Annotated in this window: 24 protein-coding genes and 2 pseudogenes; 9 read left to right on the top strand and 17 right to left on the bottom strand. The window is 34.4% G+C overall.

Translation table 11 applies throughout. From position 1 onward, the window contains the following. Positions 1-158: 158 nt before the first annotated feature. The 6 genes and pseudogenes from AC07M3_RS01670 to AC07M3_RS01695 all read right to left on the bottom strand — a co-directional run bounded on the left by AC07M3_RS01670 (position 159) and on the right by AC07M3_RS01695 (position 5,150). A complete protein-coding gene (locus AC07M3_RS01670) occupies positions 159-944 on the bottom strand; it encodes a 3-hydroxybutyrate dehydrogenase (protein ID WP_416657757.1) in 786 nt (261 codons plus the stop codon). A 33-nt stretch (positions 945-977) separates the two neighbouring features. Then, positions 978-2,399: a GntP family permease gene (locus AC07M3_RS01675; protein ID WP_494566345.1), complete on the bottom strand. Its 1,422-nt coding sequence runs from the start codon at positions 2,397-2,399 to the stop codon at positions 978-980. A gap of 460 nt (positions 2,400-2,859) precedes the next feature. After that, positions 2,860-3,276 carry a hypothetical protein gene (locus AC07M3_RS01680; RefSeq protein ID WP_045432460.1) on the bottom strand — a complete coding sequence of 139 codons (417 nt, stop codon included), beginning with the start codon at positions 3,274-3,276 and terminating at the stop codon, positions 2,860-2,862. Between the two features lie 278 nt (positions 3,277-3,554). Next, positions 3,555-4,076: pseudogene (locus AC07M3_RS01685) on the bottom strand (SH3 domain-containing protein). Positions 4,077-4,222: 146 nt separating this feature from the next. Continuing rightward, the gene (locus AC07M3_RS01690; RefSeq protein ID WP_494566346.1) at positions 4,223-4,597 is read right to left on the bottom strand and encodes a hypothetical protein; all 375 of its coding nucleotides are present in this window, start codon (positions 4,595-4,597) and stop codon (positions 4,223-4,225) included. A 109-nt stretch (positions 4,598-4,706) separates the two neighbouring features. Then, a complete protein-coding gene (locus AC07M3_RS01695) occupies positions 4,707-5,150 on the bottom strand; it encodes a BLUF domain-containing protein (RefSeq protein ID WP_494566901.1) in 444 nt (147 codons plus the stop codon). 229 nt (positions 5,151-5,379) lie between these two features. On the opposite strand from AC07M3_RS01695, the gene AC07M3_RS01700 reads away from it, so the two are divergent. Next, positions 5,380-5,643 carry a hypothetical protein gene (locus AC07M3_RS01700; protein ID WP_494566347.1) on the top strand — a complete coding sequence of 88 codons (264 nt, stop codon included), beginning with the start codon at positions 5,380-5,382 and terminating at the stop codon, positions 5,641-5,643. Positions 5,644-5,821: 178 nt separating this feature from the next. Here the strand turns inward: AC07M3_RS01700 and AC07M3_RS01705 are convergent, their stop codons facing one another. The 4 genes from AC07M3_RS01705 to AC07M3_RS01720 form a co-directional block, all read right to left on the bottom strand. Next, positions 5,822-6,160 carry a hypothetical protein gene (locus AC07M3_RS01705; RefSeq protein ID WP_092705700.1) on the bottom strand — a complete coding sequence of 113 codons (339 nt, stop codon included), beginning with the start codon at positions 6,158-6,160 and terminating at the stop codon, positions 5,822-5,824. 438 nt (positions 6,161-6,598) lie between these two features. After that, the gene (locus AC07M3_RS01710) at positions 6,599-7,258 is read right to left on the bottom strand and encodes a YajG family lipoprotein (RefSeq protein ID WP_494566348.1); all 660 of its coding nucleotides are present in this window, start codon (positions 7,256-7,258) and stop codon (positions 6,599-6,601) included. Positions 7,259-7,440: 182 nt separating this feature from the next. Continuing rightward, positions 7,441-7,857, bottom strand: coding sequence for an energy transducer TonB (locus tag AC07M3_RS01715; protein ID WP_494566349.1), 417 nt, complete (start codon positions 7,855-7,857; stop codon positions 7,441-7,443). A 79-nt stretch (positions 7,858-7,936) separates the two neighbouring features. Beyond that, complete coding sequence (locus tag AC07M3_RS01720) at positions 7,937-8,839, bottom strand: hypothetical protein (protein WP_494566350.1); 903 nt, start codon at positions 8,837-8,839, stop codon at positions 7,937-7,939. 333 nt (positions 8,840-9,172) lie between these two features. Here AC07M3_RS01720 and AC07M3_RS01725 point away from each other — a divergent pair, with 333 nt between their 5' ends. Then, on the top strand, positions 9,173-9,361 hold the full coding sequence (locus AC07M3_RS01725) for a Bbp19 family protein (RefSeq protein ID WP_080027026.1): 189 nt from the start codon (positions 9,173-9,175) through the stop codon (positions 9,359-9,361). Between the two features lie 600 nt (positions 9,362-9,961). Here the strand turns inward: AC07M3_RS01725 and AC07M3_RS01730 are convergent. Together AC07M3_RS01730 and AC07M3_RS01735 are read right to left on the bottom strand one after the other, a co-directional pair. Beyond that, complete coding sequence (locus AC07M3_RS01730; protein ID WP_494566351.1) at positions 9,962-10,363, bottom strand: J517_1871 family lipoprotein; 402 nt, start codon at positions 10,361-10,363, stop codon at positions 9,962-9,964. Positions 10,364-10,460: 97 nt separating this feature from the next. Continuing rightward, positions 10,461-11,288, bottom strand: coding sequence for an RsiV family protein (locus AC07M3_RS01735; protein ID WP_494566352.1), 828 nt, complete (start codon positions 11,286-11,288; stop codon positions 10,461-10,463). Between the two features lie 188 nt (positions 11,289-11,476). Between AC07M3_RS01735 and AC07M3_RS01740 the strand changes: the two genes are divergently transcribed. The 6 genes from AC07M3_RS01740 (at position 11,477) to AC07M3_RS01765 (ending at position 17,221) form a co-directional block, all read left to right on the top strand. Next, positions 11,477-11,866 carry a hypothetical protein gene (locus AC07M3_RS01740; protein ID WP_494566353.1) on the top strand — a complete coding sequence of 130 codons (390 nt, stop codon included), beginning with the start codon at positions 11,477-11,479 and terminating at the stop codon, positions 11,864-11,866. A gap of 116 nt (positions 11,867-11,982) precedes the next feature. Next, positions 11,983-12,864 carry a LysR family transcriptional regulator gene (locus tag AC07M3_RS01745; RefSeq protein ID WP_494566354.1) on the top strand — a complete coding sequence of 294 codons (882 nt, stop codon included), beginning with the start codon at positions 11,983-11,985 and terminating at the stop codon, positions 12,862-12,864. Between the two features lie 245 nt (positions 12,865-13,109). Then, positions 13,110-13,814 carry a CoA transferase subunit A gene (locus AC07M3_RS01750; RefSeq protein ID WP_494566355.1) on the top strand — a complete coding sequence of 235 codons (705 nt, stop codon included), beginning with the start codon at positions 13,110-13,112 and terminating at the stop codon, positions 13,812-13,814. Between the two features lies 1 nt (position 13,815). Further along, a complete protein-coding gene (locus AC07M3_RS01755) occupies positions 13,816-14,457 on the top strand; it encodes a 3-oxoacid CoA-transferase subunit B (RefSeq protein ID WP_494566356.1) in 642 nt (213 codons plus the stop codon). A gap of 116 nt (positions 14,458-14,573) precedes the next feature. Then, positions 14,574-15,983, top strand: a complete 1,410-nt coding sequence (locus AC07M3_RS01760) for a short-chain fatty acid transporter (protein WP_198308057.1) — start codon at positions 14,574-14,576, stop codon at positions 15,981-15,983. Between the two features lie 65 nt (positions 15,984-16,048). Then, a complete protein-coding gene (locus tag AC07M3_RS01765; protein WP_132069951.1) occupies positions 16,049-17,221 on the top strand; it encodes a thiolase family protein in 1,173 nt (390 codons plus the stop codon). 48 nt (positions 17,222-17,269) lie between these two features. Here AC07M3_RS01765 and AC07M3_RS01770 read toward each other — a convergent pair whose 3' ends face one another. The 4 genes from AC07M3_RS01770 to AC07M3_RS01785 form a co-directional block, all read right to left on the bottom strand. Beyond that, complete coding sequence (locus AC07M3_RS01770) at positions 17,270-18,163, bottom strand: LysR family transcriptional regulator (protein WP_003651675.1); 894 nt, start codon at positions 18,161-18,163, stop codon at positions 17,270-17,272. A 243-nt stretch (positions 18,164-18,406) separates the two neighbouring features. Continuing rightward, a complete protein-coding gene (locus AC07M3_RS01775) occupies positions 18,407-19,300 on the bottom strand; it encodes a LysR substrate-binding domain-containing protein (protein WP_494566357.1) in 894 nt (297 codons plus the stop codon). Between the two features lie 548 nt (positions 19,301-19,848). Then, positions 19,849-20,070: a hypothetical protein gene (locus AC07M3_RS01780; RefSeq protein ID WP_080028261.1), complete on the bottom strand. Its 222-nt coding sequence runs from the start codon at positions 20,068-20,070 to the stop codon at positions 19,849-19,851. 111 nt (positions 20,071-20,181) lie between these two features. Next, entirely contained in the window at positions 20,182-20,364 is a 183-nt protein-coding gene (locus tag AC07M3_RS01785; RefSeq protein WP_004642753.1) for a hypothetical protein, read from the bottom strand. A 413-nt stretch (positions 20,365-20,777) separates the two neighbouring features. Here AC07M3_RS01785 and AC07M3_RS01790 point away from each other — a divergent pair, with 413 nt between their 5' ends. After that, complete coding sequence (locus tag AC07M3_RS01790; protein ID WP_080632067.1) at positions 20,778-22,196, top strand: aspartate ammonia-lyase; 1,419 nt, start codon at positions 20,778-20,780, stop codon at positions 22,194-22,196. A 56-nt stretch (positions 22,197-22,252) separates the two neighbouring features. Here AC07M3_RS01790 and AC07M3_RS01795 read toward each other — a convergent pair. Then, positions 22,253-24,455 (bottom strand): annotated as a pseudogene (locus tag AC07M3_RS01795) (TonB-dependent siderophore receptor). Between the last annotated feature and the right edge of the window lie 49 nt (positions 24,456-24,504).

The raw sequence follows: 24,504 nt of genomic DNA on the forward strand, positions 1-24,504 counted from the left end.
TTTAAAGTATAATTTCATACCTTAACAAACTTATTTTATTAGATTTTTATAAGCAACTATAGTAGAGATAAATCATCGTTTTGAACACTAAACTTATATATCTTTTTATTCACAAAAGACCGCCTATTAAAAATAAGCGGTCTTTATAAAACTCTAACTTATTGTGCGGTATAACCACCATCCATAACTACAGCCTGACCCGTTACCCCACCTGCTTTGTCACTCGCAAGGAAAATTGCATAATCAGCAATTTCTTCAACAGATAACAAACGTTTTTGAGGAACCATTGCCAGAATTACATCTTCAAGCGCGCTGTCTAGACTCACATTACGAGTTTTAGCCAAATCTGCAATTTGACCGCGAACCAATGGTGTGTCGACATAACCCGGGCAGAGTGCATTGACTGTAATGCCATCTCTTGCACATTCTAATGCGGCAACTTTTGTCAGACCAATTAAACCATGTTTAGCACTGTTATAACCTGCTTTCCCAGCGAAACCAATCAAGCCATTAATTGAAGCCATATTAATAATACGGCCCGATTTCTGAGCTTTCATAATTGGAAAGACATGTTTAATACCAATAAACGAACCAGTGAGCATGACCTGAACTAGTTTTTGAAAAACAGCCGTTGGAAACTCTTCAATAGGTGCAACATGTTGGAAACCAGCATTATTAATTAAGATATCTACTGTACCAAAAGTCTGCTGAGTCAGTTCAATCGCTTGTTTATAAGCATCTTCGTCAGTTACGTCACATGGTGCAGATAGTGCTTCAAAGCCTTGTTCTGTTAGCAGCTTTGCTGTTTCTTGGCACTTTTCAGCATTCATATCAGAAATAACAACTTTTGCACCTTCTTGAGCAAATTTCTTAGCAATCTCTAGACCGATCCCGCTTGCCGAGCCCGTAATAAAGGCTACTTTTCCGTCTAAAAGTTTAGTCATCTATTTACTCCTTAATATTTTTAACTTGTTGGTTTAAACAATACCAGTCACTGTAAAGACCGTAATCACCACAAATACCGCTAACGTTTTAATTACTGTGACTGCAAAAATATCCTTATACGACTGTTTATGGGTTAAACCTGTAACAGCAAGTAAGGTAATCACGGCGCCATTATGCGGAAGCGTGTCCATACCACCCGATGCCATTGCAACCACACGGTGCATGACTTCTGGCGGAATACCTGCTACTAAAATCGCGGCGTTATAGTGTTCAGCCATCGCGCTTAAAGCGATACTCATACCACCAGAAGCTGAACCAGTAATACCCGCTAAAACCGTTGTGGTTACCGCACCGTTTACCAATGGGTTCGTGAAGGTACTACTCATTGCGTGGCTAATCATGGCAAAGCCCGGTAATGACGCAATAATCGCACCAAAGCCATACTCAGAAGCAGTATTCATCACTGCCAAAAGTGAGCCCCCAATACTCGCGTTGACACCTTCTTTAAAGTTCGTCACTACACGTTGGTAGTCAAATAAAATTGCAGCAATAATTCCGACAATAAGTGCTAAACCAACAGCCCAGATCGCCCCAGTTTTTGCAACATCAACGGTGTAATCGGCTAAACCTACAGTGGCAAAATCAAAGCCATTTGGATACCACTCTTTAATTGCTTTAGACAAATATTTGTTCATTACAGCAACAAGAATGAGGGGGACAAACGCTAAAAACTGGCGAGCCGTACTTCCATTATTTTGCAAGTTCATATCAGCTTCAATTTCTTGAGACGGCGTATTATCTATACCAAAACCAGAAAAGCCTTCACCCGCTTTTGCAGCAGCGCGACGGCGCCACTCCAAATAAGCTAAACCTGCACATAAAACAAAAATAGCGCCAATAATCCCTAAAAATGGTGCAGCATAAATATTGGTACCAAAGAATGTGGTTGGAATTACGTTCTGGATTTGTGGCGTACCAGGCAATGCATCCATGGTAAATGTGAATGCACCAAGCGCGATAGTTCCCGGAATTAAGCGTTTTGGAATATTAGCTTGTCTAAAAAGCTGGTTTGCAAAAGGATAAATTGCAAATACTGCAACAAATAAGCTGACACCACTATAGGTTAAAATTGCACCTAATAACACAACGGTTAAAATCGCTTTTTTTGCCCCAATCCATCTCACAATGGTTCGAGCGATAGACTCGGCAATTCCTGACATTTCAACGACTTTACCGAAAATTGCCCCAAGCAAAAATACAAGAAAGTAATCTTTAATAAAGTTCACCATTTTGGGCATAAAAACACCCGAATAAAATGGTAAAACATTGGCTGGATTAATGAGTAAAACTGCAAGTAAGGCACAAATTGGTGCCATCAAAATGACAGAAAAGCCCTTGTAAGCTGTGTACATTAACAGCCCAAGCGAAAGTAGAATTACAAATAATTCCCACATATATTCTTTCTCCCTAAAGAATAAATATTAGGTTTAAAATTACCAAAAGATATTTAGGTTATCCCAAACCTATAATGATAAAAATCACAATATCTATGCTTGGTAATAGGTAAATGTGCCTAAAAATAAAATATCACTAAAATATTTAAAAACAATGTAATTTATTTAATTTTTAAAATACCTATAATTTACATATAGATATGTTGTTTACTTGGTAAGAAGTTATTATTTTTAAAGTTTCATTATTTTATAAAACTTATTAATTATTGAGAAAATTAAATTAATATCTCTATATTATTTAATAAAGGCAATTAAATAATATATTTTTAAAATAATTTAAGAAATATTTTTGGTGAACTGAGTAATCTATTAGTAAGTAAGAAAAAACCCACTTAATGATGAGTGGGTTCAATTAAAATTTAACATTGTTTGACGGCCTTAGAGGCAGGCTCTTACGCTTTTATTTCATTCGAGTTAGTCTTAAATTAAAGTCAGATGGAAGTAGGATTCGATATTCTATCTCCGCCCCTGGTTTGACTTCCGTTTCTTGAGAAGTGGCAATATTTGGACACATCCCTCCACCTGTTTCTAATCTAAAAATATAATATTTGGGCTCAAGATAAATAGTAGCTATTTCATTTGAACGAATTGAGAATACTTTCTCGTTATTAACATACATATCATGACTACAGCCAGATCCTAAAAAACCTTTATCTCTTAAAAAAGTAACTTTTGCTTGTTCAGGAGTGTGTTTCTTTAAATAGTTCTGATCGTATACTCTCTCATTAGGTACTGGCTTGGCTGTATTTGAACCAACTGGAGCTGTTGAACACCCAATTAAACCCAGAACTAGTCCTAAAAAAATAATCTTTTTCATGAAATTATCCATTTTAATAGTGAGTAAAATTTAACAGTTCAGAAAACGAAAAACCACCCAAAGGTGGCTTTAAACTTAATGATATTTTAGTAGTGAAGAGTAAAAAACTTGGTTAGTGTTAAATTTATAGTATCACTGATCGGATAAGGCTTACTATTGATTATCAGAAGAAAGAATTTTTCTTTTTTAAGAAATTCATCATTGCCCATAAGTGATTCCTATAAAAATAAAAAACCACCCAAAAAGGAGGTTTAAATAATTTAATAAATCTAAATTTGTTAATACCTTGGCTTATATCTCTTATTACCTCCACTAGTAATACAATAGTGTCCACCTCTTGGTCCTACACAATAGTCAACTACGGCACAAGAACAATCACTGTCATAGAATGTTTTAGATTTTTTAGTTTCTGAATGATGAGATTGTGATTTTAAAGCCTGATAATTATGAGATTTAGATGTTCTCATCTTTTGTTTAAAACAATCTTCAGTTTCACACAAAAGTTTCTCGGAGATCCATTGAGGTGATGTCGAATTTAAAGAAATACGTACCCAGTTTCCTTTTTTCTCATAAATATCAACTTTCTTACCCCGTCCAAGTTTTGCTACAACATTACCGTTAGGTTTGTCTCTAATATTAAGTGTATTGGTATTGATATATTTTGACTCTATAACCTATTCAACTGAACTTTGTGCTTCCTCATTGTTTGAGTTATTTCTTGAAGTATTGTCGTTACCTGAACCAAAGATTCCTAATGCTATAACTCCTGCGGCACACCAGCCTAAAGTTGATTTTTTCATGTTTTACCATTTATTTTATATTTTCCTTACTGTAACAGAGTGTAATTAAAAATAAAAATCGGCCTATATAATCAATGGTCTAATGGCAATAAATATTAAACCGCTATAAGGCGGTTTAATTATTTTCAAAACATTATAAAAAGTGTTTACTCTTCTTCATTTGTTGTCTCTTTTCCTAAGCATGTGTTTTCGATACTGTCACCAAACTTAAGAATCGGAGGTAGTTCATTTTCATCATAAGTTTCTGGAATTGGCCATTCATATGCAAGTTTAGCAATCCGATTCGCTTCTTTCTTATTATAAAAACTCTTTTCAACTTCTATATATCCAAGAAGATCATCGAGAGGTATATCCTCTTGCCTAACATGCATAAATGTAAATGCGTAGCGTCTTAATTCCGTACAATATTTTTCATTTTGAGTATACGTAAAGTGCGTATGTAATGCCTCATTTTCAGAAATTGCATAAGCAGCATTTGATAATAGTAAACATGTAAGTAATAAAATTAAAATTTTCTTCATTTATTTAATTAACTCTATATCCAATCGTCACTTAACTAAGAAAAGCCCTCTTTAGAGGGCTTATATTTTTAAGTAGAAAAAACTACTCTAATTCAGATCCTATCATTGATTAAATTTGATATTGATCAGCTTTAAGATTTGGTTGATCTACAAGCAATTCAATAAAAGATGGAATTGATGTAGTGTTAAGCAAATACGGGTTAAACTCATCGACATGATGATGAAAAAAGAAATCTTTTATTTTCGTATTTATAGGAGCAAATTTCATACTCCAATGCTTAAACAACCGCTGTTCGGACGGTTTCGAAAAGATGATTTCACAGTTCTGATGCCGCGAATCTTTCAAAATTGAATTATAAAATAGTGATTCAACTTGTTCTTTCTCGCCTTCCAAATACTGCAAGAAATATCCATTACCATAGTAAAGTACTCCCGTAATATCATTATAAGAGTTGAATTTGACTGCTTCTGTGAGGATATCAATTAAATCTTGTTTTACTTGACTATGTTCACTATTGGTTTTACTTGCATAGATAAACCCTATTAAACTCATAGCGATAACTCGAAGATAGATGTCAGCTAGGCATTCTGACATTTACGCCTATCGCTTACAACCAAACCTATTTAAAACCTTGTATTTCAAGAGTAAAGATTATTATCATTTTGAAAATGACAAACTTTAACAACCAGAAATCTTTTGTAAATTAAAGCCAACTAACAAACTCACAAGAAAGTATCAATTTCAGTAAAATTGAAAATTGTCTTTAATTTGTGGATGTCTAATGGAGAACCATGAAATTATTCTTCAAGATGAACATCATAAACAACTTAAGATTGTCAAAGTTCAGGATGTACGTTTTGATGTAAATACGCTTAACAATAGTCATCAATGGTTATGGGTATTTGATCATAGTTCAGAGTTTTTCCCATTTGAGTTGTGGGATCAGCTCGACAATGCAACTGTTCATCAAAAGATAAAGATGGGTAATAAAGTTTTTAAAATTATCAAGATTTTGACAAAGAAAACTAAAGTCATGCTCTCATGACATATAGCTATACGCATACGATGGAAGCTAAGAAAAGGGGAATTATTCAAGCTTTTTAAATCCCTACTTGATTAGCAAGCTAATCATAGAAAAATTGTTCTTGGCAATGAGTTTGTTGATTTTCTTCAGCTATAAAAAACCCACTCATTGAGTGGGTTTGATCAATCAGAATTTGAGATTAAATAGCTTCTATGACGATATACTTTCCTTCATAGAAGACGCCTTCGGTACTTGTTTCTTTTAATTTGCAATAAATCGCAATTGGATGTGTCAGTTTTTTATTTTCGTCACTAGGAACATGTGTAATTCCAGATAAAAAATTTGAATTATTATTTTCTAAACTCCACGAGGCACCTCTGTCTTTATGCCATTTGCTATTTGGATATTTAGAATCTAGCCATTCAATACATTGCTTCATTGTTGAAAACTTTTTTGTTTCCTCTTTTTCAATTTTCGATGCTGCACTTACCGAGGCTCCAAATGTTAAGAATAAAGCTCCAATTAAAGTTTTTCTCATAAAATTACCCTTTATTATTAATAATTAAAATTTAAGAGCTTAGGGTATAAAAAAACCACCCTTAGGTGGATTAGTTTTTGGGAAGAGTTTTGTTAATTTCACTACTTGCAGTTTCTTGAGGTTTTAATAAGTTAAAACTTTCATAGTTCGCTAAAATACAAAAAAGAAGAGCGGCTAGCAAAATTAGGGTTATCTTATTCATTTCATTTTACCTTAGAGATTTTATTTTTTTAATCCCGCAATGGTACATGAAAATACTGTCAAAACCTTAATTGTTAATAATCTACCACAATTTATTACAAAAGCTGTTTGGAATACTTAATTACTTTTCTAAATCAATTGATGGTAATGCAACTGGTGAACAAACAACGATGAGACATAAAAAGCACCCTAGGGTGCTTTTTAAACTTAAATATATTTCAAAGATTTAAATAAAAACTACTGACTTTGCTTAGAAATTTCAATAATTAACTTTTCCTCGTAGTCATTGAGTACTTTGTCAATATTCTCTACCCATTTCGACTCGTTCGCTACCTGTGCTGATCTAGTTACCTTGCTATAGATTTTAAATGGTGGGCGATTAGGGTGTTTGGCATCTAAAATTTCGGTATCAATTTCAGAATTGATTTTGATTGAGGCAAATCCAGGCTGGAACCATGACCAAAATTTATTAATTTTAATATTGAGTATCAGATCGGCATTGGCTTCATTAGTGGTGTTATTAGCAAGAACTTTATATCCCGACTGCTGCAATGCTTCAGAAACACGTTTATCAACCAAATGCGATACAGTCTCATCCTTTAAAAGGATATCCCCTAAAGCCTTTCCATATCCATTTCTTTTACGAGCAACAGCTCGGGCTTTTTCTTCTACTGTTGCATTAGATTGCTCACCTTTTAAAGATGGAATATCAGCTGATGCGGGTTTATCTTGAAATTTTCTATCATCCTCAACTTTCACTATGATCGATTTGCCTTTCGCTACTATTTCGTGGGGTTGATTTAGTTTTTGACCTTGAGGTATTTCAATTAAGCCCCTTGATGTTGCACACCCCATTAAACTTAAAGCAATTAAACTTGTAGCCAGTATTTTCATCATGAGTTTTTAACCGTTTGTTATAAAGTTCACATAATTTAACAAATTATTTACTAAATGTCATATAAAGAAATACCCAGCTACATGGTTTAAAAGTTTATACAATTATTTAAATACATGTGAATAGCCTTTCATTCTATTTAAACAAATAAATTAATTTTTTATGAAAACTTATTAATATTAGACTAGTTCTCAAGTGTTAATAACAGAGGTAGAGTTACATCGAAACGAACATGTTTTCCATTTATTTTATAAGGCTTCAATCTAGCTAACTTGACAGCATTGATCGATTTTTGATCGAGCTCTACTAATCCAGAGCTTCGATTTAAAACCACCTCTGTAATTACTCCCCGTTCATCAGCTTTAACATCTAAAACCACAAGTCTATTTCTTCCTGCAAGCTCTACTCCCGAAATAGTAATCGATGGGGCTTTGAACCAATAAACTTTAAATGATTCCGGAACCTTATGGTAAGAATTTTTTGAATCAAAATTTGGAGGAATTTTAACATCTAAATCTAAGTTTCTATTTAAACTTTCTACAGGTTTACTTGCACACCCCAATAAAATAAAGAACAAGCTAGTTAAAATAATCTTTTTCATAAAAGTAACCAATTAAGTAAAATTTAACAGCTCAAAAAAAACACTAATGAGTTCTTTATTTTAAATTAATATCAAATAACTATGTTGCCTTAAAGCTAATTGATAAATTTCTTGCTATTTTTCTAACATCAGTATTTTCAGGCAAAGTAAACGGAATTGATTTTTTAATCGCTCGCTCAATACTTAACTTAAATTCTTTAGAGACTTCATTCAAAAATATTATTTGATTTACCTCACCTTTATCCGTTAATAAAACCCTAACTCTTGCACTAGTTCCCGCTGAGTTAGGAGGAACATCCCAAGCTTTAAAAATTTTTAACTGGTACTCCTTTTTATATCTTTCAGCTTCACTTGAGGTAATAGATGAGGGAAAATTATAAGCAACAGTTTTACGAATAGGATAAGGTTTTCCATTAACATTTAATGGAAAAAATTTTGCACGTTCACGAAATTCATCAAGCACGAAATTATCTAATTTAATAAGCCCACTACTTTTTTGAATTTCAGATCTAGTTAGAATTCCGTTCACATCAGCTTCTGTAAAAATAGATACTGATCTATTTTGACCATACAGATCTTCGTCATTTACTTTTATTTCCGGATAGACCTCGAATTCAGGTTCTCTAGATGCTTCTAAGTGGAAGGGTTGTACAAATCTGACTGGATAGAAAACTCCATTTTCTTGATAAGGTGAAAATCTAGCGTTTTCCACTGCGGTTATTAACTTTAAATCTATACTATTAATCCCGCTGCTTTGCATCAATTTAATTGCTGTAATTTTACCACTTATATTAGTTTCTGCTGCTATCACAACATTTCTATCATATCCTTGTAGCTCATCATTACTGATGCTAATGCTTGGAGGTTGAATCCACTTAACCTTTTGATATCGCAATTCTCTAAAATTTCCAGCTTCTTGCGCATACGTATTTAATGCAAAGTAAAATAAAAAGCTTAAGATAAATTTTATTAAAATTTTCATAATGAATTTCATTTAATCCTAATTAATATAGGTCCATATATTTTAACTAAAAAATATAAACCACATTTAAATAGCTTAAAAGCTATCCAACAGTACAAATTTTGCAAACAACTCAATTAATTTAAGAAAGCTATCTTAATAGACTTATTTTCTTATTATTCATAAAATTTTCGCTATCTCAAAAATGTATTCTATCAAACTTACTAAATAGACTACTCCAATACGTTACCAATAAATTACCTTTAACAAATGATGATGTAGTAAGTAGGTTTTACAGGTCTAAGGATCAAGCTAAGAATACGACTACTGATCAAATCATAGGAGCAATGGTCAGTGAATAACAAATACAACAATGTCTTTAGTGATGGTGAAGGATTACAATTATTGAATGAGCTAATAGAGCTATTCCATACTAAGCTTCCTTGCGATAAAGACTCAGCAACACAGACAGCCTTCAATCTAGGGCAACAAGACGTAATTAACTACATCTTGAGCCGTATAAAAGAAGCTGAAATGGATTAGGCAGATACTAGATTCTTACCTTTAAAGTAATAGATAGCTGTTCCAATATTAAGACTTATAAATAGAGTCACAATATTTAATACAACTTTCTCTACAGGTCCTACTAATAAACCAATAAGAGGAAAAAAGGCTATAAGTAAATGTAACTTGAAGGCTGTCTTCACCTTAAAACCTACAGCGGTCTTAGTATTATAGTAACCGATCCAAATGACTATAAGGATGGCTGCTGCGTAGAAAATTGCCATAGCAATGTTACGTGGAAATATCATCCTCACTAACCCGCCAATCAAGGCACTAACGATAGTTAGTACAAAGAATACTAGACCAAAAGCAATCAAAATATATTTTAAGTTCATTTTTTTAAGTTTTAAAGATATTAAAAAATAATTATATATCAACAACATTATACAAATAAAGATAATAGTTAGATGAAGTCCAATCTAAGAGAGAAGAAAATATAATTACAAATGCGGAAAAGTCATTTCAAAATCTATAAGTAGGAAGTTTTTTCCATAAAAGATGAAATACCTATCAACTTCTGCACCAGCCTTCCTAACATTTCATCATGTCAACACCTCTGCTAACTTATAAGGTAGTTATCTATAATTCTTTGGCGCACTTCAATGATGCTGACTTTAAGTCATTATCGGCTTTATAGACCATATTTGAAGTGGAAGCACTTAACGTTATTCTAGATTCGAGTATATCTTTGTTTAGAAGCTTCACTTCAAGAGCCATACCATTTTGAATGTAAATCATATTATTTGCATATTTAACTTTGTTGAATACAACATGCCCATTAGTATCGTCACAAAGTATTCCATTGCCATCTGAATCAAGTTTTATTGTTGATATGTTTGGGCCGATCGAAATCGTCCATATACCTGACACTGAAGGTATTGAAGGTTGTACTTCACTAAATTTATTATTAATCATTTGAGTAGCGGGAGTTACACACCAACCAAATAAAACCACCACTCCTAATAAAATTATTTTTTTCATGAAATTATCCATTTTAATAATGAGTAAAATTTAACAGTTCAGAAAATGAAAAACCACCCGAAGGTGGCCTAAGTAATTTATTTAGTATTTATTGCTCTTACATTTCAGTTTTTAAAGTAGGCATTGGCGGTAAAAAATCTGGTTTTATCAGCTGATTCGTATCATAGAGCTCTAAACTCACAGGACCTGCGGCATATGGAGCCAATTCGTAAAGCTGAAAATCAAATGTCACCCCACCCGACTGGTTGATATAAAAATTTTCACTTACTTTAAAGTCCTCTTTGCTAATAAAGGGCTGCATATCATTTTCTTGGCACCAATATTCGTACTGTTTCCATAAAGCATCTCTAAGCGCATTCATTTTTCCATTCACTACAATATCTTTTAATCCAATGCGTTTTTTGCTTTTCAAGTCAAAAACATAATCTTCAAAAGTTGCTATACCATGTGCTCCGCCAGAATATTCTGAGCTAACTTTTGAAATTTGCACATATTGACCAAACTGTCCATTAAAGCGATAAACCACACTATCTGACCAGTTATTAAGCCCCTCAGCTTGTGTTTGATTTAACTGTTTTTGCTGTTCTGATGCAGGAGTAAGAGCATCTGCATAATTTTTACGGATTTCCTTATCGATTACTTGATCAATCCAGTCAATATTACTTTTAAGTGCAATGGCTTCTTTAGAAGTACATACAATACCCTCGACATCTGGATTAGGCCCACAAATTTTGGGTTGTTCAAACCTCACAAGAAAACTGTGCGCTATTATTGCAGGAATTTGATTTTCTTTTGTTTGGGGTTGTTCGGTCGTTTTTATAGTTGAAGCATTTTCTGTTTTTTCTACAGGTTTTTCTTCAGCTTTTTTCACACAGCCACTTAATATGAGTGGCACCAGTACTAAACCAAGAATAGTTTTATTCATTAATTTTACCCTTACATAATCTCATTTATCTTTTAAATTAAGTTTTAATGAATTTAAAATTCACAAATATTTTAATTGAATTAAGACTAGCTTTATATTGAGATATAGTTTTTTTTGAAAAACAGTATTTATTTAATCTTTGTTATTCAATAGAATACCCTTATAAAGGCTTGATAAGAAAACAAAATATGATGTGGGTTAAATTTGTATTGTACCCTCTGGGCATGTTTCTACTGTGGCAAATTATTTTCATAATTACGCAACTCTCTTTAACATATCTAAATATGCCACAAGTCCTTGTAGCTATACTTTCATTGATCATAAATTGCTGTATGCAAATTTTGATTGGATATAAAATTCCTCAATTAGCACCGAAATATAAATTTGTAGCAAGTGCTACTTACATCATCATCTTCACCTTTTTATTAGCAATTTATTCAACAACTATTTTATTAGAAGGTTTAAAAGTTGCTCCTCAAGTAATTTGGTTAGGTCATTTATTTTTCCATGGAGTTGGAATGGCTCTATATTTTGCAAATAACAGAGATGAATTTTGTTGGGAGAATTTACTAAAGTAGTTCAATAGCTCGTCCGCTCATTCCTTTTTCTTAAATTTTTGTCAAAAAACATCTTATTAGACAAATTTTCGTATAAATTACAGCACTAGGCGGGAACAGTAATCTAAAGGAACGAAATGACGCTTAAACAACTAAAAGCTTTTTTGGCCCTTGCTCGTACGCTTAACTATGCCAATGCCTCTTTAGATTTACATCTTAGCCAGTCCGCTTTAAGTCTCACTATCAAAAGCCTAGAAGAAGAATTAGGTGGGAAACTATTTAACCGTAATACACGCCGTGTTGAACTTACTCAGGAAGGCAAATCACTTATTCCCTATGCAAAAAAATTAATTGCCAATTGGGATGAAATGGAAAATGATGTTAAACAAAGGTTTAAGCTTAATCGTGGAACCTTAAGTATTGCCTCTATGCCATTTGTGACTCATGCAATTTTGCCTAAAGTCATTCATGAGTTTTTGAGTCTCCACCCAAACATTAACTTTTCAATTCATGATATTCCTAATGAAACCATCATTGAAAAAGTACAGGATGGTATTTTTGAGCTTGGCCTATGTTTTGAGCCGGATCTGACTGAAGGTTTAGAGTTTAAACCGCTTTTTGAAGAAGATTTTTTAGCTCTATTACCAAAGACTCATCCCCTTGCCCAAGCCTCATCAATTACTTGGCAGCAGCTTTGTTCTAACCCATTTGTCACTTTGCAAAAACCTTCAATTGTTCGTTATTTGGTTGAGCAAAATTGTTTACGAAATAATATAACGCTCGATTTGAAAGTTGAATGTCATCAAATTTCATCACTTTCAAGTTTTGTGGCCTATGGAATTGGTGTAAGTGCAATCCCAAGACATTTTGCGTCTCACATTGATAAAGAACATAATGTATTAATTGAGCTACAAGACGAGGCTATTCATAAAACAGTTGGAATTGTCTATAAAAAGAACTTTGAAATTTCAAATATTTCAGCTCAATTTATTGAGGCATTGCTTCAATATAAATTTTAAAAAATTAAATACTGTATTTTAGGATGAGCTAAGCTTACGGCTAAGGTGAATTTCTTAATTATGATAAATTTCAATGTAATGAAATACTTTTTTTAAGATTTTTTGCTTTTGTGCTTCTTATCTTTTGTTGTTAATTTGATGCGATTCATTGATTATACTTATTAATCCTTTTAAAAAATTAACTTCTATAACATAAAGCTAGATGCTAAAACTAAAACCACTAAGGGATATAGGAAAACAATAGAATGAATAAAGTTTATGCTAGTGCAGAGGCAGCACTGATAGATGTTATTGCAGATAATCAAACACTTGCCGTTGGCGGTTTTGGTTTATGCGGAATTCCTGAAAAACTGATTGTTGCAGTTAAGCAAAGTGGTGTAACTGGTCTCACTTGTATTTCTAATAACGCAGGTGTAGATGACTTTGGCTTAGGTATTTTGCTTCAAACCAAACAAATCAAAAAAATGATCTCTTCTTATGTTGGAGAAAACAAAGAATTTGAGCGTCAGTATTTAAATGGTGAACTTGATGTAGAACTCACCCCACAAGGTACTTTAGCTGAAAAGTTACGTGCTGGTGGTGCTGGAATACCTGCATTTTATACTCAAACTGGCGTAGGTACACTGATTGCTGAAGGTAAAGAAGAACGTACCTTTAAAGGGAAAAACTACATTTTAGAAGAATCTTTAACAGCAGATGTTGCTCTTGTTAAGGCCTATAAAGCAGATAAAGCAGGTAATTTAGTATTCCGTAAAACTGCTCAGAATTTTAATCCTGAATGTGCGATGGCTGGAAAAATTACAATTGCTGAAGTTGAACAGGTTGTTGAAATTGGTGAATTGGATCCGGATGAAATCCATTTAGCGGGTATTTATGTAAATCGTATTGTACTGAATGCATCACCTGAAAAGCGCATTGAGCATAAAACTTTAAGCACGGAGGCAGTATAAAATGGCTTGGTCACGCAATGAAATGGCACAACGTGCTGCAAAAGAACTTGAAGATGGTTTTTATGTCAATTTGGGTATTGGCTTACCTACCCTTGTTGCTAACTATATTCCTGAAAATATTAATGTTTGGCTTCAGTCTGAAAACGGTTTATTGGGTATTGGCGAGTTTCCAACTGAAGAAACTGTTGATGCCGATTTAATTAATGCAGGTAAACAAACTGTTACTGCTCGCCCTGGTGCTGCCTTTTTCTCAAGCTCAGCGTCATTTGCCATGATCCGTGGCGGCCATGTAAACATTGCAATTTTAGGTGCAATGGAAATTTCCGAAAATGGTGACTTGGCTAACTGGATGATCCCAGGCAAGAAAGTAAAAGGTATGGGCGGCGCAATGGATTTGGTTGTTGGTGTCCAAAAAGTTGTAGTTCTTATGGAACATTGTGCAAAAGATGGTACGCCAAAAATTGTGAAAAACTGTAGTTTACCTTTAACAGGTAAAGGTGTGGTTCACCGCGTAATTACTGACTTAGGTGTAATGGACATTACCCCACAAGGTGTTGAACTGATTGAACTTGCTAAAGATGTCACTCTAGAACAAATTCAAGCTGTTACAGGTGTCGAATTCTATAAAACCTTAGTTGCTTAAATTTTAATTTTTAGTTAGCCAGACAAGACTTAAGCTAGAAAGTGAGCTTAAGTCTTAGCCCTTTTAAGCACCGGATGTGCTGTCAACGAATAAGAACGAGAAGGATTTTTTCAGCTATGGAAAAACAGCAAGGAATTTTTGAAAGATTTGCCCTTCGGATTAGTGACTGGTCTGAAAAGTGGTTTCCAGATTCATATATTTTTGCTCTACTCGGCGTCATTATTGTCTCTATTGCCGCTTTGGGTATTGGTGCACCTATTCAAGATGTAGCGACGTCATTTGGTAATGGTTTCTGGAGTCTTATTCCATTTACTTTGCAAATGACCATGCTAATTATTGTGGGTTATGTCGTTTCCGTATCTAAGCCTGTAAAATTCCTGATTCAAAAAATGGCGCGTATTCCAAATTCTGGACGTGGTGCTATTGTTTTGGTTGCGACCGTCAGCTTGTTAATTTCGCTGGTCAATTGGGCGGTAAGTACCATCCTTACTGCACTTTTGGTGATCGCATTGGCAAAACGTAAAGAACTCAATATGGATTATCGTGCTGCCGCAGCGGCTGCGATTATTGGTATGGGTGCAACTTGGGCGTTGGGAATTAGTTCGTCAGCAGCACAGCTTCAAGCGAATAAAAGCAGTTTGCCTGAGTCGATTTATAATTTGACCGGTGTTATTCCATTTACAGAAACGATCTTTCTTTGGCAATCAATTGCGATGACCATTATTTTGGTGATTGTTTCAATCGCAATCGCATATTGGTCAGCTCCAAAAGGTGATAACGTTAAAACGATTGATAGTTTTAATGTGCAATTTGAAGAAGAAAAGCCTCATGAGGAGAAATCTACTCGTCCTGGTGACTGGTTAGAAAACTCACCTATTTTAACGATTATTGTGGTGGCTTTAGGTTTAATTTGGATGTTTTTTGAATTTTCAAAAAGTAATCCTATCATTGCCATTTCAAGTCTAAACACCTACAACTTTGTCTTTTTAATGCTAGGTCTAGCATTACATGGAACGCCACGAAACTTTTTAAATGCTGTTGCAAAGGCAGTTCCAGCTGTATCAGGAATCTTAATTCAATTCCCGCTGTACGGAAGTATCGCCTTCATTATGACGCAAGCTTTAAATAGCCAAGATTTATCACTGTCACACTATGTTGCCGAGTTTTTCGTCTCTATCGCTTCAAAAGAAACCTTTGCGATTGTGATGGGAATTTACTCTGCCATACTCGGGTTCTTTGTACCTTCTGGCGGTGGAAAATGGATTATTGAAGCCCCGTATGTCATGCAAGCGGCAAATGATTTAAAAGTTCATTTGGGTTGGTCAGTACAAATTTATAACGCAGCTGAAGCTTTACCAAACTTAATCAATCCATTCTTCATGCTTCCAATGTTGGGCATTTTAAAACTAAAAGCAAAAGATGTGATTGGTTTTACAGTCACTCAGCTCGTCGTACATTTTCCCTTAGTTTTATTTTTATTGTGGTTCTTTGGAAGAACGCTTAGCTACACCCCACCTACTTTTTAATTTACTGGCGCTTTTAGTTTCGGCTAGAGGCAAATTTAGCAAATACACCAATAAGAGATATTAAGATGAGTTCAATTGTTATAGTTTCAGGTAGTCGTACTGCAATGGGCGGTTTTCAGGGCAGTTTATCTTCTTTAACTGCTCCAGAGCTTGGTGCTGCAGTAATCCGTGAATCGATTAAACGTGCAGGTGTTGCACCGGACCAAGTAGATGAAGTTATTTTTGGTTGCGTCTTAAGTGCAGGTATAGGCCAAGGACCAGCTCGTCAGGCTATGCGTAAAGCTGGTGTACCCGATCATGTAGGTGCAGTCACCATTAATAAACTTTGTGGCTCTGCGATGAAAGCGGTGTTAATGGCATCAGACACCTTAAAAGCTGGTAGTGCCAACATTATTGTTGCGGGTGGCATGGAATCTATGACCAATGCACCTTATATTTTGCCTAAAGCTCGCGGTGGTTACCGCATGGGACATGGTGAAATTAAAGACCACATGTTTTTAGATGGTCTTGAAGATGCAGAAACAGGCCGCTTAATGGGTTCTTTTGCTCAGGACATGGCAAATACCAAAGGCTTTACACGTGAGCAAATGGATAATTTCGCGATTTCTTCACTTAAAAAAGCCCAAACTGCGATTACAGAAGGTTACTTCAAAGAAGAAATTGTTCCTGTTGAAGTAAAAACACGTAAAGGTGTTGAAGTTGTTGATCAAGATGAACAACCATTAAAAGCGAATCTTGAAAAAATCCCAACTTTACGCCCTGCTTTTAGTAAAGACGGTACAATTACAGCGGCTAACTCAAGCTCAATTTCTGATGGTGCTGCTGCGTTAGTACTCACCACTGAAGAATATGCTCAGTCTCATGGTTTAAATACTTTAGCAAAAATTGTGGCGACTTCTAGTCATTCACAGCATCCAAGCGAGTTTACAATTGCTCCAATTAGTGCGATTCAAAAAGTACTTGAACGTGCTGGTTGGTCTGTTGACGAGGTAGATGCTTGGGAAATTAATGAAGCTTTTGCAATGGTCGCAATGGCGCCAATTCATGAGCTCGGCATTGATGAAGCAAAAGTAAACGTACATGGCGGTGCTTGTGCTTTAGGACATCCAATTGGTGCAACTGGTTCAAGAATTATCCTTTCTCTTATCTATGCTTTAAAACGTCTAGGTAAAAAGAAAGGTGTTGCTGCGTTATGTATTGGTGGTGGTGAAGCTACAGCGGTCGCAATTGAAATCTAAAAATCAAACCACACAGAAGATGTAGGAGTTTTTCTTACATCTTCTTTTTTAGACTTTAAAAAGTTCATAACAGGTTTGGCGGAACCATTTATGGCTACTTTTATGATGACAAGACATATGCCAATGTTGTTTAACATCATAAGTTGGGAAGTCGAGAGGTGCCGGTAAAATCTGTAAATTTTCTCTGACCAATAAGACTTGGCTCAAATAATACGGTACGGTTGCGATCGCATCTGTTTCTTGAACGACTAAGCCCACTCCTAGATAACTTGGTAAGCGGATTAGAATATTTCTATCCAATCCTTTGTTCTGTAATTCATTTTTAATGTGGTAGTGCCCGATTCCAGCATCAATATCGATATGATATTCCCGCATATAATCATCTAAAGTAAAATTATTTGGGTCTAAACGAGGATGGCTCTTTGAGCTAATCACCACATAATGTTGTTTGAAGAATTTCTGTTGATAAAAGCCTTCTTCTAATTGGGGTAAAAAGCCAATTGCAAGATCAATTTCACCATTTGCCATTTGATAGCTAGTTTCTGGTGTAATCGGCCGAATATTCAAACGAATTAAAGGAGCTTTCTCTTTTAAATAGTTTGTTAATTGCGGCAATAAGACCAGATGAGATACATCCGTCATCGCAATTGTAAAAAGTTGATCAGAAGTAAGTGGGTCAAAGTTCACACTAAAGTTGTTAATACTTTCAACTTTATCAATCACTTCACTAATGAGCGGAAAGATTTCTTTAGCCAATTCGGTTGGAATCATTTCATTCCCAACACGAATAAAAAGTGGGTCATTAAAATGCTGACGGATTTTGTTTAGTCCATTACTAACACTCGGTTGAGTAAGACCAATAGCATCAGCAGCCATTGAAACGCTTTTAAACCGATAAATATGATAAAAAATATTTAGTAATCTACTATCTAGATCAAACAAAATTGTCTCCGTCTGGATCAAATAATCCATTCAAAAGGAATGAAATCAGGCACAGCATATATAAAAATGCTCACTAGATTTTTGAATTATTGATATATGGTCTAAATTAACAAAGAATCTAGACCATGAGCAATGCTTTATAAAGCCTTTCATCATAAAGACAAAGGTATGGGCGCTTTAATTGATTACTTTGTATGTAAATATGTTGAATACAATACATATCCTTATAAGTTTTTATAAATTTTAATCAGGCTGAGTTTGGAAGCCCTTCCAGATTTGCTGGACTGCTTTGTTATCACTCAAATTATTTTTAAAAATGTAAATATCTTGGGGAAGACAATATTCATGATGATCCAACATGACCAGTTTTCCGTTAGCAAGATCTTCCTCTACATTAATTTTTGGAATCCATGCGACGCCTAGTCCTTGCAATACCAGCTCTTTCAAATTAGTTGCATTATCAGTCTCGTATAAGGTTTTATAGATCAATTTACCTTCGATTAATTGGTCCACTAATTTTCGCAAATAAGCGTGTTTACTGTAAGCAAGCAATGAAAAATTATTCTGAATTGTATGCTTAGATGTATGGTCGGCTTCGGTAGCTGATACAGGAACAATCTCTGTTTCAGCAATCTTGATTCCACTTAAAATATCATCACCAACACGATTAATATGAGATCGGTCTGCATAACAAATCATAAAATCGCAGGCACCTTCTTTTAAAAGAGACAACCCCTCACCACTATTGGTCGCTACAATTTCAATTTTTAGATCACGCATAAATGTTGGAAATTTTTTCAAAAAAGTCGTTAAAAAACCTGAAGCTAATGAATGAACAACACAAAAACGAATAGTAGATTCGGTTTCATTTTTAATATTTTTAATCAGCTTAGCGGTCTCTTCCACCTGCTTTTCAATATTTTTAGACATAACCAGCATAATTCGCCCGATGTCTGTAAATTCAATATTATTTTTATTATTTCTAATAATAACTTCAGCTCCTATCATCTCTTCTAATTGCTGAATTCTACGCGTAAAAGCGGATTGACTAATAAATCGCTTTTCTGCTGCCTTTGAAATAGAACGCTCGCGCTCTAATGTCAAAAGATCTTCTACCCAACGTACTTCTAAGTTCATTTTATGCATTCCCTTTTTATATTTATGTCCTTAATTTGTCTTGTTGGGAAGCTGGATAAATAGCTGAATAGATGAATGAAAAATATAAAACATGGGAGTACCTGCAAAAATGCGATGGAAGAATGGCAAGGCCAAACGATAAAAAGTATGTATTTAATAATTCTGACATAGAAAAGAGTGTAAGAGAATAAAAGACTTTGATTTAACTCATCAACTCATACAAATATAAAATTATTGAGGTAAAAATTATTTTAAATCAATAATTAAATTAAACATAACCTAAGTAAATGAACACTTCAATCTTAATAAAAAATAAAAATAATCTTATGTTTTCATCATGTTTTTAATTTTGATAAAAAAAAGTCCGTACCTTGGGGAAGAATACGGACTGTAAAACTAAAATGTTACTATTTTGATTATTTCAGGATTTAAGCTTTCTGACCTAATAAAATCATTCAAATCAGAAGATATATTTGCAGTATAATTCAACTAAATAAACCTGACTATTCTACTAAAGTATCTATCCGAGATTGAGCTGAAACAAATTTCTAATATTCACCAATGAGATAATATAGCTTTCTTGAAATTTCAACCATCATATTAGAAGTATATTGAGTGATTTCAAAAACTTGCTTTTTCTGTGGGTTAAACACCATATTATCTTTTTCATCGCTAAAAAAGATATAAGTGGTGTATTTGTCCATTTGATGGATATGCTCTTTTAAGCTTACTTTTTCCCCAGAATTGGGATCATAGGCGATAAACTTCATTCTCATGAATTTTGTCTCTATACATACAGTCTTTTACCTAAAGTTTAATAAAATTTAGGTAAAACAATATTTTGATGGATAATGTAAAATAGTTAGGCTGAGTAACCGTGGCTATTTATAAGATATTGCTACGATACTATTTGCCTTGTTTACAGAGGTTTCCGCAGAAGCAATAGATTGCTCGGCTTCTTTAAGCAGACGAGAAGTTTTTGACTCTCTCTTCTCTTCACCCTGAAAAAGTACATAGTATGTAAAACTACCCAAAATAATTAATGCAGCTGTGACTTTTAACATAAACTTAAAACTAGGATTTTTTCGTATTATAGTGATTTTTATGTGAAATGCATCACATTTTTATGTAAATTTGTTAGATAAGCTACACTCATCATCCTGTAAACCTTATTAATTTACTTGATATTTCACTTAAATTAATGAATCTATAATTTCGTATTCGGTTATTTTTTAATTACATGGCCATTTTGTTCATCAAAGAATTTTTGCATATTAAATTTATCTACACAGTAAACTGTTAATTTAAAAAATAAAATTTAGATTTAATTAGTGCAGGAAAAAGAATTTTTTATTTTTAGATTTGGAAAAGAAGAAAACTGATATGCAAAAAATGCATAATTAACTTGATAAATGCATTAGAAGTGAAGCATTTCGAAATCTAATATGAATTATCTACTCTACTAATTCGAAGTTTAATGATGAACGCTGAAATTACCACCCGTATTGAGAAGGATCTTATTGGTTATAGAGAAATCAACAATAATGATTATTACGGAGTTCAAACATTACGTGCTCTAGAAAACTTTAACTTAACCCAAAGCAAAGTTGGAAATTTCCCTCATTTAATTAAAGCATTAGCAATGGTAAAACTTGCTTGTGCTGAAGCGAATCATAATCTTAAAAGCTTAGATCAAACTAAATTTGAAGCAATTGAATATAGTTGTAATCAACTTATTCGCGGTAATTTTCACGATCAATTCCCGATCGATATGTTACAAGGTGGTGCTGGTACTTCAACCAATATGAATGCAAATGAAGTATTGGCGAATGTTGCTTTAGAATATATGGGGCATGCAAAAGGCCAATATCAATATTTACACCCTAATAATGATATCAACATGTCACAGTCTACAAATGACGTGTACCCTACTGCAATTCGTTTAGGCTTATTATTAAATTTAGACGAATTGAATCTCCCTTTTAATAACTTGATCTTAAGCTTCCGAAATAAGTCTCAAGAATTTGCTCACATCTTAAAAATGGGTCGTACTCAATTACAAGACGCTGTGCCAATGACATTGGGTCAAGAGTTCGGTGCTTTCGCTGTAACTTTGCAAAAAGACCTTGAGCAAATTAATACGCTTATTCCAAATGTTTTAGCTTACATGAACCTTGGTGGTACAGCGATTGGTACAGGTATCACCACTGAATTTAACTATCGTGAACTTGCGATTCAAGCACTTGCAAAAATCTCTGGTAAGAAAATTAAGTCATCTCCTGATCTAATCGAAGCAACTTCAGATATGGGCGATTTTGTTCTTTTATCTGGTTTATTAAAACGTACTGCAACTAAACTTTCAAAAATTGCTAACGACTTGCGCTTACTTTCAAGTGGTCCACGTACTGGTATCAATGAAATTAATTTAGAAGCACGTCAACCTGGTAGTTCGATCATGCCGGGTAAAGTAAATCCAGTTATTCCTGAAGCAATGAACCTCGCTTGCTTCCAGATTATTGCAAATGATTTGGCTGTAACTTTAGCTGCTGAAGCTGGTCAACTACAGTTGAATGCAATGGAACCACTTATTGCATTCAAACTATTTGAATCGATGGATTTGCTTGGTAACGCGATGGCAATGTTCCAGTCAAAATGTATTGATACGATTACGGCGAACCCTGAACATTGCAAAGCTTTAGTTGAAAACTCAATTGGGATTGTGACTGCACTTAACCCATATTTAGGTTATGAAACTACAACTCGTATTGCTAAAACTGCAAACGAAACTGGGCAAAGCGTATTGGCTTTAGTTCAGAACGAAGGCTTATTATCGGCACAAGTGCTTGATGATATCTTGTCGATTAATAATATGGTTAAACCAAAAATGTCGGCTTAATTCCTGAAATAAAAAAGGAGCTTTTATAAGCTCCTTTTTTATTTGTGTTATAAATTTTAAAAATTAAAAGTTGTAGAGAATTGAGCTGTACGAGGATTACCCAAGAATAGATAGTCATCCCCCATGAATGGACCAACATCACGCCAATATTTCTTATTAAATAAGTTGTCAATATTGAATCTAAACGTCGTGTCATGCCCAGCAAAATTTGTTTTATAGGCAGCACCAATATTAAAGACGCTATATCCACCTACTTTTGCAGTTGCCTCTTTGTTTGCATATTTACTAGTACTATATTGCATGCCACTTAACAGTCTTAAACCTTCAACTGATGGTACTTTATAAGATAACTGGGCAGTTGCGCGTACTTTCGGTACATTTTGAGTTTGATGACCTTTGTAGCTGTCACTATCAACATCAACAAGGCGAGATTTGGTATAGGTAATACCTGAGCTTACGTCAACTGTATCAGTTAAGGCACCAGTCAAGCCTAATTCAATACCTTGATTGTGTTGTTCACCTTGTTCAACAAAATCGAAAGATCCATCGGCATTGACTTTGCTATATTGGTTATCCTGTTTTAAATCAAAGACAGCAGCCGTTAGTAAGAAATTTTGAACTTGTTGCTTAACACCAAGTTCAAATTGTTCAGAGTTTCTAGGTGCTAAAATTTCAAGAGCATTATTAGCAAACCAAGGTGCTTCACCACCGTCCGATAATCCTTTGGCATATGAAGCATACAAATTGGTCGTAGCACTTGGGCTATACATGATTGCTAACTGTGGCAAGAATTTATTTAGGTCTGTATCTCGGCTTTGTTGCCCATCTGGCTTATATGCCTGTTCATCAAGATGAATAAGTTTTCCACCCAGTAAAGTTGACCATTGCTCGTTAAATTGAACTCGGTCAGATATCGTGAAAGCAGTCTGATCACTTTCTAGAGCTTTGTAACGATCGCCTAAGCTGTCTGATGATGGGATGTAGTCAATCGTATCCTGATAGATATTGCCTGTTCCTACCGCTACATTAAGAGGTGTATGGTGCTTTAAGGTCTTATAAGTACGTTGTAGTTCCAAAGCAACTTGATGTTGAATATTAGCAGTGTTGAATTGTCCATTTAACCCAGCTGCAAATTGATTAGTAATACGTGTGTCATCTGGGCTACGAAAATCGTAAATATCGTAATTACCGTGTTTATCAAAAGTATTGCCTAAACCAGAATACTCACAAATATCGTTATAACATCCCCAAGGAAAAGCACTATTATCATCAATCACAACACGGCTTTGCGATGCACTTAAGCTGCCATTCCATTGATCGTTAAAGGCATATTGATATTTCAAACTTGCATTTACGCTGTTATTTACAACAGGTTTGCTCCAAGACTGATAACCCAACAAACGGTCTTCATCAACATTTGTTGGTACTTGTCCATCAAGCAGTTGATAGCCCGGTACTGAGCGTTGGCTTTGATGCTGAGCTTCAATATCAAACAGTAGTTTAGAACGATCATTAATTTTCCAATCTAAAGCAACTGAACCAAACTCACGTTTACCATTTGCATGATCGACATTTGGGTGAATACTTTCATGGGCTAAATTAATTCGATATCCAAATTTATCATTCAAAAAACCGCCTACATCCGTTGCAAGTGTATAACCACCTTCTGAATTTGCATCGACGGTTACACTCTTAACATCGGCAGGTCGTTTGGTTACATAGTTGACAACACCACCTGGAGTCGACATTCCACTTTGAATTGCAGAAATCCCTTTTAAAATTTCTACTCGCTCTTTATTTTCTAAAGCAACGTTTTGTTCACCACGAATGTTATGGCCATTAATAAGATAACTTGAACCCAAATCGAGCGAAAAACCACGAGCTACGAAATTAGGGTAATAACCAATTGCAGCATAACCATCTCCTAACGATGAATCATTCTTAACAACATCAGTCAGTGTTTTTGCGTGCTGATCGGCTATACGTTCAGATGTAATTGTTGTGATAGATGCAGGAATCTTTTTAATATCGCCTGTTTGAAAACCAGATAAATCAACTTTTTTTGAGGAATACAAATCGTCAGTGTTTTGGGTAGCATTCACGGTAATTGTAGGTAGTTGAGAAACTTCCGCTTCATTTGCATAGACAACAGACGTCATCAGTGCAATAGATGATGCTAATGCTGTTTTAGAACATGTAATTAAGTGAAGATTTAACGAGTGTCTGTCCATTGAATAACTACCTGCCCATACCGTGCATAATATAAGTATGCTAAAAGTCGGAGATCTTCCATATTTTTTAGCCTCGA

The sequence above is a fragment of the Acinetobacter sp. GW821-FHT09D10 genome (assembly GCF_059416285.1).

What these genes read in the sequence shown, in the direction of transcription:
- AC07M3_RS01670 (WP_416657757.1), bottom strand. Translation starts at nt 944, where the DNA reads ATGACTAAACTTTTAGACGGAAAAGTAGCCTTTATTACGGGCTCGGCA.
- AC07M3_RS01675 (WP_494566345.1), bottom strand. Translation starts at nt 2,399, where the DNA reads ATGTGGGAATTATTTGTAATTCTACTTTCGCTTGGGCTGTTAATGTAC.
- AC07M3_RS01680 (WP_045432460.1), bottom strand. Translation starts at nt 3,276, where the DNA reads ATGAAAAAGATTATTTTTTTAGGACTAGTTCTGGGTTTAATTGGGTGT.
- AC07M3_RS01690 (WP_494566346.1), bottom strand. Translation starts at nt 4,597, where the DNA reads ATGAAGAAAATTTTAATTTTATTACTTACATGTTTACTATTATCAAAT.
- AC07M3_RS01695 (WP_494566901.1), bottom strand. Translation starts at nt 5,150, where the DNA reads ATGAGTTTAATAGGGTTTATCTATGCAAGTAAAACCAATAGTGAACAT.
- AC07M3_RS01700 (WP_494566347.1), top strand. Translation starts at nt 5,380, where the DNA reads ATGGAGAACCATGAAATTATTCTTCAAGATGAACATCATAAACAACTT.
- AC07M3_RS01705 (WP_092705700.1), bottom strand. Translation starts at nt 6,160, where the DNA reads ATGAGAAAAACTTTAATTGGAGCTTTATTCTTAACATTTGGAGCCTCG.
- AC07M3_RS01710 (WP_494566348.1), bottom strand. Translation starts at nt 7,258, where the DNA reads ATGATGAAAATACTGGCTACAAGTTTAATTGCTTTAAGTTTAATGGGG.
- AC07M3_RS01715 (WP_494566349.1), bottom strand. Translation starts at nt 7,857, where the DNA reads ATGAAAAAGATTATTTTAACTAGCTTGTTCTTTATTTTATTGGGGTGT.
- AC07M3_RS01720 (WP_494566350.1), bottom strand. Translation starts at nt 8,839, where the DNA reads ATGAAAATTTTAATAAAATTTATCTTAAGCTTTTTATTTTACTTTGCA.
- AC07M3_RS01730 (WP_494566351.1), bottom strand. Translation starts at nt 10,363, where the DNA reads ATGAAAAAAATAATTTTATTAGGAGTGGTGGTTTTATTTGGTTGGTGT.
- AC07M3_RS01735 (WP_494566352.1), bottom strand. Translation starts at nt 11,288, where the DNA reads ATGAATAAAACTATTCTTGGTTTAGTACTGGTGCCACTCATATTAAGT.
- AC07M3_RS01740 (WP_494566353.1), top strand. Translation starts at nt 11,477, where the DNA reads ATGATGTGGGTTAAATTTGTATTGTACCCTCTGGGCATGTTTCTACTG.
- AC07M3_RS01745 (WP_494566354.1), top strand. Translation starts at nt 11,983, where the DNA reads ATGACGCTTAAACAACTAAAAGCTTTTTTGGCCCTTGCTCGTACGCTT.
- AC07M3_RS01750 (WP_494566355.1), top strand. Translation starts at nt 13,110, where the DNA reads ATGAATAAAGTTTATGCTAGTGCAGAGGCAGCACTGATAGATGTTATT.
- AC07M3_RS01755 (WP_494566356.1), top strand. Translation starts at nt 13,816, where the DNA reads ATGGCTTGGTCACGCAATGAAATGGCACAACGTGCTGCAAAAGAACTT.
- AC07M3_RS01760 (WP_198308057.1), top strand. Translation starts at nt 14,574, where the DNA reads ATGGAAAAACAGCAAGGAATTTTTGAAAGATTTGCCCTTCGGATTAGT.
- AC07M3_RS01765 (WP_132069951.1), top strand. Translation starts at nt 16,049, where the DNA reads ATGAGTTCAATTGTTATAGTTTCAGGTAGTCGTACTGCAATGGGCGGT.
- AC07M3_RS01775 (WP_494566357.1), bottom strand. Translation starts at nt 19,300, where the DNA reads ATGAACTTAGAAGTACGTTGGGTAGAAGATCTTTTGACATTAGAGCGC.
- AC07M3_RS01780 (WP_080028261.1), bottom strand. Translation starts at nt 20,070, where the DNA reads ATGAAGTTTATCGCCTATGATCCCAATTCTGGGGAAAAAGTAAGCTTA.
- AC07M3_RS01785 (WP_004642753.1), bottom strand. Translation starts at nt 20,364, where the DNA reads ATGTTAAAAGTCACAGCTGCATTAATTATTTTGGGTAGTTTTACATAC.
- AC07M3_RS01790 (WP_080632067.1), top strand. Translation starts at nt 20,778, where the DNA reads ATGATGAACGCTGAAATTACCACCCGTATTGAGAAGGATCTTATTGGT.